Genomic DNA, 13,266 nt, shown 5'->3' on the forward strand with positions numbered 1-13,266 from the left:
GCAGTCAAATTAGGATGTAAAGCTAAAAAATAAATTCATCAGCTTGTTATTTATTGATTATCAATACTTTAAAAAATTTGGCATAGTGCTTGGTTTACGTAAAGGGAACTTTAAAACCTCGATTATGAAAAATAGAAAACTACTCTTTGGAATTTTGTTCATTGGTCTTTTGGCCAGTTCTTGCTACACCGAGGTTATTGTGGAAGATGATTTGATTTCGGAACCACCAATACATACCGCCTTGGTTTTGGAATCTCACGACCTTTGGTATGTGGATATTAACGAAACCCGTGGAAATGGAGAGGTTCCATTTTTGCAACGTGCCTTTACCATATCTTTTGACAGGGGGATTATTTATGCAAACAACAATCTTTCAGGTTTGGGTAAAACAGGTAACGGACTAGGAATTGATGTAGGTGCTTATGCCACGTATAGCGGTCAGGTGGAAATAGACCACGATGTAGACGGTCTATGGTTATTGGAAGTGTTCGCTTTGGATTATAATACTTTGGAACTCTATGATTCCCTCTCGGATACCTCCTATATATTGGAGGGATATCAACGGAACACGTTTGATTATGATATGGTGTTTTATGACAACATCCATCTGTTTTTACAAGAATATCAAGTTTGGGAAAAAACATATACCAGCGAAGTTGGGGCATTGAACGAGTTTGATGAAGAAAATTATTTACAGTTCTTTAATGATGGAGGTGGATATTTCAGGTCGTCGGTAGATGCTCAGGGCATACCATTGTCCAACTTACAATGGGATTATGAAGGCGATTATCAAGTATATGATGTCGCCAATGATGCATCTCTTAAAACTTTAACACTGGATTATGACTTCTTGGGCAATGATTATTTTGAGTTGTACGTTATCAATGATAGTACCATAGAGTTGTACCATGTATCCAGCGGAACGGTGTACGAATTTAAGGGAAGAGGATACATTCAATATTTGAAATCAGGAGACGGAACAGGTAAAAAACGTTCAAAGACCAATAACCCTGTAATGGACGTAACCCGTCAACGAAATATGTAAGGAAGAACAAAATTGTTCGACTATACAAACAGTTTTTTTGGTTGGTTATTTAGTTAAGAATCGCCTTGGGCAAACATGCACAGGGCGATTTTTTTATGCAAGAAGGTCAAAAAGAGACAAATCTGATACAATTCCTCCAAATTAAGTCTGTTCGGAGAAAAGTTATTGGGGCTTACTAACTGGTAGATTATCAAATCCTTAAAAATTTTTGGTCGATTAGGGTCTTGCATTTAATAGTGTTACTTTTGCCCGCTTCAAGAACGAAGCCATGAAAAAGTATCTCAACCTTTTCGATTTTTCACAAAAAGTAAACTACCGAACGGAAATTTTATCGGGTCTTACCGTAGCGCTCGCTTTGGTGCCCGAAGCTATTGCCTTTGCCTTTATTGCCGGCCTATCGCCATTAACAGGTCTTTACGCGGCATTTGTAATGGGGCTGGTCACATCCATTTTGGGAGGTCGTCCTGGAATGATATCGGGAGCTACAGGGGCCGTTGCTGTTGTAATCGTAAGTTTGGCACAACAATATGGAGTTGAATACGTATTTGCAACCGTGGTATTGGCCGGAATATTACAAATGACCGCAGGTTTTCTACGTCTTGGAAAATTGATGCGTTTAGTGCCCCATCCCGTAATTTTTGGATTTGTGAACGGTTTGGCCGTTATCATATTTATGTCGCAGATGAGCCAGTTCCAAACAGCGGATGGTGATTGGTTGAGCGGAAGCACACTTTATATTTTCTTGGGATTGGTGCTGTTGACCATGGTGGTGATTTGGGGACTTCCTAAGTTGACCAAAGTAATTCCGGCATCATTGGCCGCAATTCTTCTGGTATTCGGAATTGTATTTTTCTTTGGATTGGATACACGCACCATTGGGGATATCGCTTCCATTGAAGGAACATTTCCCCCATTTCATATTCCTGATCTACCATTTACATTGGAAACTTTGCAAATTATTTTTCCATACGCAGCAATCGTGGCAGGTGTTGGCTTGATCGAGAGTTTGTTGACCCTGAACATTGTGGACGAGATCACAGAAACCCGAGGTAGGGGAAATAAGGAAGCTGTTGCACAGGGAACGGCCAACATTCTTTCCGGTCTCTTTTCAGGGATGGGAGGATGTGCTATGATCGGTCAAAGTTTGATCAATACCTCGAATGGTGCAAGGGCTCGGCTCTCTGGTATTTTTGCTGCCTTGATGTTGTTAGTGTTTATCATGTTTGGTTCCAGCTTAATTGAAAAAGTACCGATGGCAGCGCTTACCGGTTTGATGATTATGGTAGCACTAGGAACCTTTGAATGGGCTAGTTTGAAGACCTTCCGTAGAATGCCAAAATCCGATGTGTTGGTGATGGTACTGGTGACTTTGGTGACCGTCTTCCTTCATAATTTGGCCTTGGCCGTGTTGGTGGGAGTTATTATTTCCGCCTTGGTATTTGCTTGGGACAACGCAAAGCGCATCCGTGCCAGAAAAAACATTGACGATGACGGAGTAAAACATTATGAGATCTACGGTCCTTTATTCTTTGGGAGTACCACATTGTTTGCCGAAAAGTTTGATGTACTGAACGACCCCGAAGAAGTGGTGATTGACTTTGCAGAAAGTAGATTGGTGGATATGTCCGCCATTGAGGCCGTGAACAAAATCACAGAGCGCTACCGAAAAGTAGGCAAAAAAGTACACTTGAAACATTTGAGCCGTGACTGTAGACGCTTGCTGGCCAATGCCGATGACATTATCGAAGTGAACGTATTGGAAGACCCTACCTATAAGGTTGTGGTTGACAATTAATGGCTATTCACGAGTTTTCCCAAGGAAGACGTTTACATTTGGATTTTGTGGATTACCACTGACACGCCGCATCAAAACTACTTGACCGGTATGATGGATGCAATCCGTAATCATACCATTGATCATGTTCCAATACGGAAATTCGGATGTTTTGCCACCTTGCTTAAAAATCACCTTGTAGTTTTCTATATCCTTTTCCGTTGCGCCCAAAACTTTTTTGCTAGCTGCTTTGAGGTTTTTGAGTGTCAATGTGCGCAATTCTTCAAAAGATAATTGGGGTGGGTTTTTGGGTTTTTCAAAAGGTTTTGCATCCGGGGCCAATAGAATATTATTGGACATTACATTGATGTGTTCCACCGTTTCAAAAATGGATCGTCCATTTTCTGATGCCCTGTAGGTAAGGTCGTCATCCGTCAAACCTTCGGTTGCCCAGTAAAATCGATAGCCCAATCCATCTATCATTCTTGAGATTAGGTTTCCTGGGCTAAAATCAGATGGGTATTCAGGTATTTCTCTATATGGCAGCATGGATTCTTGCGCTTCAATATTATGATTGATCATGAAAATAAATAGGATTAAAAAATAGAGCAGTTTTTTCATTTTGGACCTTTAATCGGTGATTGATTTCTTTTGTAAGGTCATTCCAATTTTAGCCACCTCCATCAGTGCTGCAGACCCATACCATTCTTTGAGTTCCATAACCAGACTTCCCGCTTTAATGGCTGGGTCGGTCTCGGTAAGGGATTTGGCCTCTTCCAACGTTTCCACATCAAAAATATAAATGCCACGTAGGTCATCATTCCCGAAAAAGGGCCCGGCGAGAATCAATTTTTCTTCTTCTGCCAGTCGCATAATGTTTTGCAGGTGGGCGTTTTGCAATTGAGCTGCTTCTTCTTTTGGAAGGCTACGGTTGGGTCCTCGTTTTAAAAAAGCGAAAATGTATTTTTTCATGCCATAATCATCCGCTCCATATTTAGATGCTTTGTCGGCATCGTAAACATAGCCTTCTCCACTTTTCGGGAAGGTGTTTACGGAGTTCACGATACGAAATACTTGGCCTCCAGGTGCATGAAAATAGTAGTACTTGGAATGGTCTTGATATTTTTCGACATTGGGCAACAGAGGTGCGGCTCCGTAATCTTTGATGGTTCCTACAATGCTCTGGTATTCAAAAGCAGGCACCAAGAGAGCCAATTGCATGGATTTATGGAATTGGGTGGAATCAAGCACTTCTGCTTTGGGGTGGTATGCAAACTTCACAAAACCACCATCATCAAAATGTACAAGATCCGCATTTTCCTCGGATTCGATTTTTCGTCCAAGGGTATTCCCGAAAAATGATTTTATAGCGTTTCTATCGCTTTTAAGCGCATTTACCTTGGCCTGTCCTTTAAACACAATGGTTAAATCGGATGCGGTTTGGGCCTTGCTGCCAAGGAAGAATAGAAAAACCAGTGCAAATGCTGCTCTTGCTTTCATAGCTTAAATGTTAGTATCCAAAATATGATGTTTTTCCGATTTACTTCTGATCGCATTCAGTTTTGGTCAAAGGCATTGAAGAACTAAAGCTTATGTTGTCCTTGTCTTTGAAGCCTGTGCCCGTTTCATCCAGTTCGCCGAATCCTTCGATAAGTTGATTTTCTTTGACTAAAAAAGCGACTTCACGGGAACTTTCCAGTCCCTCTGACATAAAGTAGTAGCTTCCGATAAGCACGCTGTCCTTTAAGACACCCGAAAAAGTCCCTGTGTTTGCATCCTTTTCTTTGAAAGCATAATTGAGATTGCCCATGATCGAGTCATTGATTTCGGTGATTTCCAAAACAACCTTACTGCCGTTTTCATTGTAAGCATAGCAACCAACTTGCAAGCTGGGTGCGGGGGATTTTTCAACCGTTTCTTCTTTGGTTTCCAAAATGGTTTCCTCTTCTTCTTTTTTTTCGTTGTTCTTACAGCTTACAAAAACTGTGGTCAATAGTAAAGCAACAATTATTTTTCTCATGATCAATCTATTTTTTTAAATACCAATAAATTCTCCTTGGAGCCATTGGACAAATACAATCTGTTATTTTCAATTTTATAGGAAGTGGCCGATTGCAAGGCCATAAGGAATTCGGATTCTTTTTCCATGCCGGGACATGCCATTCGGGTTGATGCCACCTGCGTAAAGCGTAGCACGTCATTTTCATAAAACAGGCTGCCCGTCATTCTATTACAGCCTGAAAAACCAGAGAACCTATTGTCATTGATGTTGACTTCCATATTGGGAACATCACGGCCACTAAAGTCATCTTTGGAGACCGAAGTCCCTTTCATTTCTTCCAATACCCAAATATCGTGTAGCCTGTAGTCGGTAATATATGAACCGCAGCCTTCCAAAACACGGATTTCTCCACCACCAGTACTTTTGTATGAAACGGTTACGGTATAGGGCGATACTGCTCCCGACATGGCATTGGTGCATTCCTTATGTGAGATGATTACATCCATTTCGGTGGCTTCGGTCTTGAATCGGAACATCTTAATATTGGCATCTTGGGCTTTGATGGCTTCCGAAGGAGGGGTGGTTATGGTATCCTCCATGGTCTGCAGTTGAACCTTATCGCCGTAGATTTTTAGGCCCCAGAATGGCTCGGTACCAGTGGCCTTAAAGTAACTGCCGTCCGGTTGCACGGCCAAGGGTTCCATGGTTCGTTTTTCTTCGATTTGAACGGTATCCGCCGAAATTTCTTCGGATGCTTCGGTCGGATCTTGTTTCTTTTTCTCGGCACAATTCAAAAAAATGAGGAAAATACCAGCTAGGAATAGAGCTCTTTTCATTACTCAACTTTTTTAAATCGCATCATCGGAACTTCACCAACCAACAGATTAAGTTTGCCGTCCTCAAAGGAATAACCATCTATTTTTTTCATCATTTCAAGAAATTGTCGTTCGCTACCTCCGCAGAACATCATCGTGGTCGGGCCAGGGTCGCCGAAAACTATGGTGTTTTCTGCAAGTTCGTAATCAGCAGAGTAACCGTTGCAACTATCGGTGCCCGATACTTTGCCCGATTCTTTATCAAAAGTAATCTGTGGTTTTTTCTCCGGAAAAAGTCCTTCAAAAGCGATACGTGGCCCAGAAATATATTCAAGTTCCCAAGTAGTTCCATACAGTGCTTCCGCGTTAGACTTCGCTTCACCGCAAGATTCTGCCAGCAAAATGGCAGAAAAAAATAGGATTATGACAGTTTTCATTTTGACAGAAATTAATGGTTAATGTTTCAGAAAAATACTAAAAAAATCCCCATTGTTTGATTTTACAGTGGTTATGGTTGGATTAAATCTCCATTATAACTTTCGTTTGCTCCACACTTCATAAATGGGGTCTCCTTTGCTGCTTAGACCAGAATGATGCCAATCTCCCTCTTTTAACTCATAATTGAATTCCAAACTGGCCCCGACCCTAGAATCGTCCCTAGAAAAGAAACCGATGTTTTCAATGTATTTTCCGTCAATGGTGGTATATGTACCTCCTCCGGTTCCCATAAACTCTTTGGTTTCGGTATTGTATGCTATCCATTGAAACCGGGTACCTGATAGAATCTTCATGGTTTTACGTGGTCCTGAGGTGTCGCGTTTTACGATTTCGCCATCACGCTTTCGGCCCGATATCAACCATGCACCAAAAAGGTCTCCAGGGGTTCCATCATCAACATGGGTCCAAGTAGTTCCATCCAATTGAAGGTTGACATCCCCCAATTTATAGACTTTAGACTCCATTTCTCCCACCGTTTCGGGGTGTTGCGTGGAAAACTCATAAGTGAATTCAATGTTTTCATCTGTTGCAGCATAGCTGCCGCCTTTGGTTCCCAAGAATTTTCCATCGGCTTTCTCAAAAAAGGCCTCTGAAAAAAAATCACCGGTTAAAATAAGAATGTGTTCCACTTTTTGTCCATCATCGGACGATTCTGTATAAGTCCACGCACCAAGCAAATCTTGGGCTGCCAGGATAGATCCAGTTAAGGAACATAACACTAATAACATCACTTTTTTCATTACCTAAAGTTTGTATTAAGGTAATAAAAAAAAGCTGCTGTTTTTCTAAAACAGCAGCCCTTACATATAATAGAGTTGGTTTGTTACAGTGTTCTCAAGTACTCGGCAACGTCCCTTGCTTCGTCTTCTGTAAGATTTTGATTGAGCATAATGGCGTTGTTGTATTCTTTTAACAAGGCTTTTGCAATAGGGTCTTCTTTCAGCATTCCATCAGGGTTAAGAATCATGTTCATCACCCATTCTGGACTTCTTCTATCATAAACGCCCTTTAAAGCTGGGCCGATCATGCGTTGGTCTATCATGTGACAAGCCACACAAATGGCATCAAATTTTGCTTTGCCGCGAGCGGCCATCTCATCATTGATTTCTTCAGGGAACTCAAGGTCGGTTATAGGGCCCACACCTTTGTTGTCCAAATCAACGGGCACACCTTCTTTAGATTGTGCTTTGGTATCTTCAGTTTTGGTGCGGCTTACTTCAAAACCATCTTTTTTCTCTTCTTTTTTACCTCCGCAACTCACTATCATGGCTCCTAAGGCCAAGAACATTACAATTTTTTTCATTCTGATTCTATTGAAGTTTGTTTGTGTAATCTAAGGCACTAAGATAGGTAATTAGCCATTAATAATCCGGGTGTTTTTGTGTAGATCATCACAATACCGCTTATGAAAACGTTTGAATTATAGGGAATCGAAAAAATCCAACGCTCTTTTTTCTGTGTAGGTGACGTTATTTTTGCCCCAAAAACCTACATGACCACCAAATGTTGGGGTTTCTAAATAAAGTGAAGGATTTTCCTCTGTTTCTTTAAATGGAAAACATTCCTTGCCCAAGAACGAGTCGTTTTTTGCATTGATGGTCAAACTTGGAACTTGAATGGCAGGTAAAAATTGAAGAGAGCTGGATTTTTGGTAGTAATCGAGAGCATCTTTAAAACCATGGGCACGGCTGGTGTAGATGTCGTCAAAATCCTTTAGGGTCTTAATTTTTTTGATGTCAGAATCGGTGATCTTTTCAGGAAACAGCTGCTGTTTTTGACGAAGTTTGGTCAATAGGTTTCCTTTGAACCTGATGGCGTACAATATATTTTTTGGACTTAGCAATTGCTTGCAGGAATCATAAAGATTGCAAGGAACCGAGACAGCCACGGCACCCTTCAATTGCTTTGGAACATCGTTGCCCTCGCCTAAATATTTGAGCAATAGGTTACCTCCTAAACTGAAGCCCTTCAAATAAATTTCCGAGTAATTTTTAGTGTTCAGGATGTGATCGATCACTTCCCTTAAGTCTTCCGTTGCCCCGGAATGATATGAACGATAGGTTGTATTGGTTTCTCCGCTACAGCTGCGATAATTCACGGCACAGGTATCATACCCATTTTGATTCAGTATTTTGGCGCTCCCTGTAATGTAGGGACGCTGGGCATCTCCTTCCAGTCCATGGAGCAAGATCACTAATTTTTGGGTGGGAGCGGATGAATCGCTCCAATCGAGATCTAAAAAATCGCCATCTGAAAGAATGATACGCTCCCTTTTTTGAACAACACCATTCACCGAACGTATAATGCCGGAATAAATGGTAGCAAAATGTCCACTTCTAAAAAGAAATGGGGGCAAATAATTGGAAGTAAGTTGGGGCATTCGATTATTTCTTTGGATATATATTTAAGAGCTCTGCCTGAGCTTGAATCGCCATTTTGAAATCTTCTTTCAAATTATCGACAAGTTCGGATACCGGTAATATATTGTCAATGGTAGTTACACCTTGTCCGGCCGACCAAATGGTTTTCCATGCTTTGGCCTCGGTATCGAGTTCTTTCCCGAAATCTATTTTTGTGTCTTTCTTCAAATCTTCTTCGGTAATGCCCGCCGCCTGTAAACTTGCGGCCAAAAAATTCGCATGAACTCCCGATATGGCCGCGGTGTAAACCACATCGCTGGCACCTGCGTTTATAATCATTTCACGATATTCTTCCGTGGCCTTGCTTTCTACCGTGTTGATAAAACGGGTGCCCATATAGGCAAGGTCGGCTCCCATTTGTAAAGCAGAAGCAATGTCCCTTCCCGTACTGATACATCCCGAAAGGATGATGGTCTTGTCAAAGAATTTCTTGACTTCGGCAATCAAACTCATTGGGTTTATCGTACCCCCGTGTCCGCCCGCACCGGCAGAGACTAAAATGAGACCGTCCACACCGGCTTCGGCAGCTTTTTCCGCATGTCGCTTTTTTATGATGTCATGAAAGACCAAACCACCATAACTGTGAATGGCATCTACCACCTGACTTACGGCGCCGAGGGAGGTAATAACCAATGGAACCTGATGTTTGATGCATAGTTTCACATCGGCCTCTAGCCTTGGGTTGGTGGGGTGTACCACTAAATTGACACCAAACGGGGCCGCTTTTTTACCGGTTTCCTCTTCAAAGGCCTTCAACTCCGATTTTATTTGGACGAGCCATTCCTCAAAACCTTCGCTTGTCCGTTGATTTAGGGCGGGGAAAGTACCCACAATCCCATTTTTGCAACATTCCACCACCAATTTTGGTCCCGAAATCAGGAACATTGGGGCAGCAATAACAGGAAGCGATAGATTTTTGATGAATTCAGCTTTTTGGCTCATGGTTCTTGTGTTTTAGCTATGATTAAAAATAGGAACAATTCTTCTTTCAATTTGGAATCAGTTTCCAAAACTATGGTATTTTTACAATTATTATGCATGCATAACAAAACAACCCACTATGTTTTTTAAAGAATTTGAGATCAGATGGAGCGATACGGACGCTAACAGACACTTGGCGAATTCGGCCTATATCAATTTTATGAGCCACACCCGAATGGCCTATTTGGGATTGCTTGGCTTTAATCAAAAAAGTATGGGCGCCCATAATATTGGACCGGTGGTCTTTTATGAACACGTGTACTATTTTAAAGAAGCTTTTCCAGGGATGCCAGTAAAGGTTTCTTTAGAGTTTGTTGGTATGAGCAAGGATGGGAGGTTCTTTGAGTTTAGGCACAACTTTTATGATCATAACGGCAAAAACTTTGCCCGTTGTGAGATGATGGGTGCCTGGATCGATTTAAAGAGCAGAAAACTTACAGGTTTGCCCGATGAATTCTTGAATTCTTTTGAATCGATGGAAAAGGCGGAGGATTTTAAAATTTTGACCAAAGAAGATACCCGAAAGCATGTTCAAGTGCCAAAGGATATCGAAATTTTATAAGGGAGTGTTTCAATTTTTGGGGTAGCCGAACCAGCTCGGAGTGATTGTGATCAATTTTCCTGAGATAATTTCATCGAGCCAGCCTTCATACCAATCCAAAAAGTTAGTGTATTCAGAAAATCGCGGAGGTATCTGTTCCCCTCTATCCATGTTTACTACTCTGCCTTTGTAAGGTCCGTTCAAAACTAGCGCGTGTATGTAAGAACAACCTTGCGAACCAATAGGCAATAGGCCGCCATAAAGATTACCGTTTAATTCTTCGTAATCTTCATCTGTAATATCATCATCATAAAGTAAATCGGTCATTTTATCCCATTGTATTGTTGACATGTTTGGGTATATGGAACAACTTTTTTTTAAATGCTGCTCAACCTTACCGTGTATCAGGTCATCCAAATTCTCTCCGACAGGGTAAATACCAAAAAAAGGACCTGCACCAGAATATAGATAGGACCTTCCGCCGTTACCAATATTAAGCACGAACGATTTATAGCACTCTGGCAATTGTATTTCGTAATGTTGTTCAATGGCATCAATAATGGAACAGGATGCAGGGGCATTTAATTCGTACCGATGACTGCCAGCCCCGAATACCTTGTAAAGATGATCTCTTTCTTTTGCGCGTTGTAATTTTTTTTTGAGACGAGCAATTTGTTCGTGGCACATGGTGTAATCGATTGTTTCCAAGGGGTACAATTTTAGTGGGGAAAGTTGTTTCGCGTTTGATTTGATTTCTCTTGAAGATTCTTCTTTTTGATGTATTGTTTTATCCCTACGTTATATATAAAAAAGAGGAAAAAACAGGTAATCAAAACTGTCATGGCGATATCATAAACGGACATTTTGGGCTGGTTCAAACGAAAAATAAATCCGATGGGTCCATCAAGTTGAAAAGGGGCCTCAATTTGTTTGGTTTTATAGCTTTCGGGGATGGCTTTAAGAATTGCTTTATCAAGAACCTCAACCATTATATAAAAGCCACCAAGGTGCAATAATGGATTAATTTTATATGCCTTATTAAGGATAGCGTAAAGGGCCATGTACAATGCAAAAATGAACATGCCAATAAGAATACCGATTAAAATCATAACGTACTTCAGGGTAAATAATCGGATAAAGATAATCGGTCATTATCCTACATGAACCCCTAAATTGACGGATGCGCCGGTTGAGTTGACGAATGCCCTATTACAATTGGCAGCCTATTTCCTTTTCGGTTTTTTGCTGGCCAAATATACCCCAACGAGAACAAAGCACATGGCTGTAACCTTGACCAAGGTAAGGTGGTCTTTTCCCGAAAAAAGAGCAAAAAGTATCCCCACCAAGGGCTGCATATAAATAAATGCACCTACCGATGAGGCCTTGAGTTGGGTAAGCGCAAAAATGTTGAAGAGATAGGTCAAAAACGTAGTGCCGATTACGACAAAAGCTATGGAACCATATGCCCAAAGAGGCATAGAGGACCATTGCACTTCTAAAACTTGGGGAAGGGTTATGGGAAGATTGATGACAAAGGCTACTGTAAAGAGCCATTTCATGATGGAGAAGGGATGGTATTTCTCAATCAATTTTTTCACCAATATTAAGTAAGAGCCGTAAGCGGTTGCATTAATAATGAACAGGAAATTGCCCAAAGGTATGTTTGGAGCATCTTGGCGAACTTCTGCCCCGAAAAGAACCAAGCCAACTGCACCAACAAAGCCCAAGAAAATACCAAGTCCTTTGTTCAGAGTGATTTTTTCGCTTAAAAAAAGCGCAGAAAGAGCCACTACTATAATGGGCGATATGGTAACTAGTACAGCACTGTTTATTGGGGTAGAAAGTTCCAGTCCCTTAAAAAATGACAGCATGTTTATGGACATGCCCAACAAGGCACACGCGAGCATACGGCCCCAGTCCCGTTTTTCAATTTTTTCCTTGGGACCAAAAATAGAAATCAACCAGAAAAGAATGGCAGCTCCGCCGACCCTTAAAAAAATGAACCCAAAGGGCCGTACATGAGTGGGCATGACCCCTTTGGCCACAGTATGGTTTATACCGTAAATAACGGTTGCTCCAATAGCGGCAAAAATGGCCAGCGTTCTTTTGTTCATCAATGTATAGCTTCCTTGCCGGCTTCGACCGTTTTTTTCGAGTTTCCAATAAAAATCTGGTCACCCACTATAATCACAGGTCGTTTTAAGAAAGTGTAATGATCTAGGATCAACTCTTTATAATCTTTTTCCGAAAGCTCTTTTTCATGCAGTCCCCTTTGCCTAAACAACATGGCTCTTCTGCTAAAAAGTGATTCGTAGCTTCCGCTCAATGCTTTCATTTGTTCCAATTGTTCAGGTGTAATGGGTTCGGATTTGATTTCTTGGAGCTCCACTCCATCCAAAGGTTCCAATTCTTTCAAAATACGTTTACAGGTAGAGCAACTGCCCAGATGGTATATCTTTTTCATTGTTGTAGTGTTGGATTTACAAAGGACGTTAAAAATCCATCAAAAGCCATTACGAAGATGTAAATTCAACAGCTTTTGAAGGTGTTGTTTGTTTTTAGGCATGGGACAAGGAAATTCATTCAAGATTTTAGGGCTAATTTTGCAATGCGATAGGATAGCCAATTAAATTGAATAGGATTATGGAAAAAACATTTGATATTATATTGAAGAACAGAAAAATATTGCATGATTTTCTACAGAACACCCCCAAAGAAGATTTGTTCAAGGTCCCGGAGGGATTCAACAATAATATTTGGTGGAACATCGCCCACGTGGTGGTTACTCCCCAATTGCTGATGTATAAATTGAGCGGTCTGGACTTTACCATTGAGGAAGAATTGGTCAATAAGTACAGAAAAGGGACTTTCCCAGAAGGTGAACCCTCCGATGAAGAGAAAGAGAAAATAAGCGCTTATTTATTTAGTACCATAAAGCATATCCAATTGGATTATGAGCATGGTAAGTTTAAGAATTTTCAAGAATACATGACCACTCCCAAAATCGGTTTGAGTAGTCCAGAAGATGCGCTTTCCTTTAATGTTTTTCATGAGGGGCTTCATCTCGGGGCCATCCTTGCTTTAAAAAAGGCATTGGCCAGGAACTAGTTTTTCTTTTAGTGTTTTTCTAAAAATTGACTGGGTAACTCTAACACAAAGGAAATCAGTTATATTTGGTGGCAAATTATAT

Annotated in this window: 16 protein-coding genes; 4 read left to right on the plus strand and 12 right to left on the minus strand. The window is 41.0% G+C overall.

The annotated features are described in order from the left end of the window. Positions 1-124 precede the first annotated feature (124 nt). Both DCK90_RS08665 and DCK90_RS08670 read left to right on the plus strand, forming a co-directional pair. On the plus strand, positions 125-1,045 hold the full coding sequence (locus tag DCK90_RS08665) for a nicotinic acid mononucleotide adenyltransferase (protein WP_199912666.1): 921 nt from the start codon (positions 125-127) through the stop codon (positions 1,043-1,045). Between the two features lie 268 nt (positions 1,046-1,313). Further along, positions 1,314-2,840, plus strand: a complete 1,527-nt coding sequence (locus DCK90_RS08670) for a SulP family inorganic anion transporter (RefSeq protein ID WP_108245780.1) — start codon at positions 1,314-1,316, stop codon at positions 2,838-2,840. A gap of 3 nt (positions 2,841-2,843) precedes the next feature. Here the strand turns inward: DCK90_RS08670 and DCK90_RS08675 are convergent, their stop codons facing one another. From DCK90_RS08675 to DCK90_RS08715, 9 genes are all read right to left on the minus strand, one after another. Beyond that, the gene (locus tag DCK90_RS08675) at positions 2,844-3,440 is read right to left on the minus strand and encodes a DinB family protein (protein ID WP_199912667.1); all 597 of its coding nucleotides are present in this window, start codon (positions 3,438-3,440) and stop codon (positions 2,844-2,846) included. Between the two features lie 9 nt (positions 3,441-3,449). Continuing rightward, positions 3,450-4,319 (minus strand): YciI family protein, encoded by an 870-nt coding sequence (locus DCK90_RS08680; RefSeq protein WP_199912668.1) that lies wholly within the window; start codon positions 4,317-4,319, stop codon positions 3,450-3,452. Positions 4,320-4,359: 40 nt separating this feature from the next. Then, positions 4,360-4,839, minus strand: a complete 480-nt coding sequence (locus tag DCK90_RS08685; protein ID WP_108245782.1) for a hypothetical protein — start codon at positions 4,837-4,839, stop codon at positions 4,360-4,362. 2 nt (positions 4,840-4,841) lie between these two features. Next, positions 4,842-5,657, minus strand: coding sequence for an META domain-containing protein (locus tag DCK90_RS08690; RefSeq protein ID WP_108245783.1), 816 nt, complete (start codon positions 5,655-5,657; stop codon positions 4,842-4,844). Beyond that, positions 5,657-6,073 carry an META domain-containing protein gene (locus tag DCK90_RS08695; protein WP_108245784.1) on the minus strand — a complete coding sequence of 139 codons (417 nt, stop codon included), beginning with the start codon at positions 6,071-6,073 and terminating at the stop codon, positions 5,657-5,659. The genes DCK90_RS08690 and DCK90_RS08695 overlap by 1 nt, the downstream gene beginning before the upstream one ends. Before the next feature lie 93 nt (positions 6,074-6,166). Beyond that, the gene (locus tag DCK90_RS08700) at positions 6,167-6,874 is read right to left on the minus strand and encodes a membrane or secreted protein (protein WP_108245785.1); all 708 of its coding nucleotides are present in this window, start codon (positions 6,872-6,874) and stop codon (positions 6,167-6,169) included. 83 nt (positions 6,875-6,957) lie between these two features. Continuing rightward, the gene (locus tag DCK90_RS08705) at positions 6,958-7,437 is read right to left on the minus strand and encodes a c-type cytochrome (protein WP_108245786.1); all 480 of its coding nucleotides are present in this window, start codon (positions 7,435-7,437) and stop codon (positions 6,958-6,960) included. Positions 7,438-7,554: 117 nt separating this feature from the next. Beyond that, positions 7,555-8,514 (minus strand): YheT family hydrolase, encoded by a 960-nt coding sequence (locus DCK90_RS08710; protein WP_108245787.1) that lies wholly within the window; start codon positions 8,512-8,514, stop codon positions 7,555-7,557. Positions 8,515-8,518: 4 nt separating this feature from the next. Continuing rightward, positions 8,519-9,496, minus strand: a complete 978-nt coding sequence (locus DCK90_RS08715; RefSeq protein ID WP_108245788.1) for an NAD(P)H-dependent flavin oxidoreductase — start codon at positions 9,494-9,496, stop codon at positions 8,519-8,521. Positions 9,497-9,614: 118 nt separating this feature from the next. On the opposite strand from DCK90_RS08715, the gene DCK90_RS08720 reads away from it, so the two are divergent. Next, entirely contained in the window at positions 9,615-10,097 is a 483-nt protein-coding gene (locus DCK90_RS08720; protein ID WP_108245789.1) for an acyl-CoA thioesterase, read from the plus strand. A gap of 9 nt (positions 10,098-10,106) precedes the next feature. Here the strand turns inward: DCK90_RS08720 and DCK90_RS08725 are convergent, their stop codons facing one another. From DCK90_RS08725 to DCK90_RS08740, 3 genes are all read right to left on the minus strand, one after another. Further along, on the minus strand, positions 10,107-10,784 hold the full coding sequence (locus DCK90_RS08725) for an SMI1/KNR4 family protein (RefSeq protein WP_159075797.1): 678 nt from the start codon (positions 10,782-10,784) through the stop codon (positions 10,107-10,109). A gap of 515 nt (positions 10,785-11,299) precedes the next feature. Then, entirely contained in the window at positions 11,300-12,190 is an 891-nt protein-coding gene (locus tag DCK90_RS08735; protein ID WP_108245792.1) for a DMT family transporter, read from the minus strand. Next, positions 12,190-12,540 carry an arsenate reductase family protein gene (locus DCK90_RS08740; protein ID WP_108245793.1) on the minus strand — a complete coding sequence of 117 codons (351 nt, stop codon included), beginning with the start codon at positions 12,538-12,540 and terminating at the stop codon, positions 12,190-12,192. The genes DCK90_RS08735 and DCK90_RS08740 overlap by 1 nt, the downstream gene beginning before the upstream one ends. Positions 12,541-12,719: 179 nt before the next feature. Between DCK90_RS08740 and DCK90_RS08745 the strand changes: the two genes are divergently transcribed. Further along, the gene (locus tag DCK90_RS08745) at positions 12,720-13,184 is read left to right on the plus strand and encodes a DinB family protein (protein WP_108245794.1); all 465 of its coding nucleotides are present in this window, start codon (positions 12,720-12,722) and stop codon (positions 13,182-13,184) included. Positions 13,185-13,266 lie beyond the last annotated feature (82 nt).

The organism is Muricauda brasiliensis (assembly GCF_003057865.1).
GTDB lineage: Bacteria > Bacteroidota > Bacteroidia > Flavobacteriales > Flavobacteriaceae > Flagellimonas > Flagellimonas chongwuensis.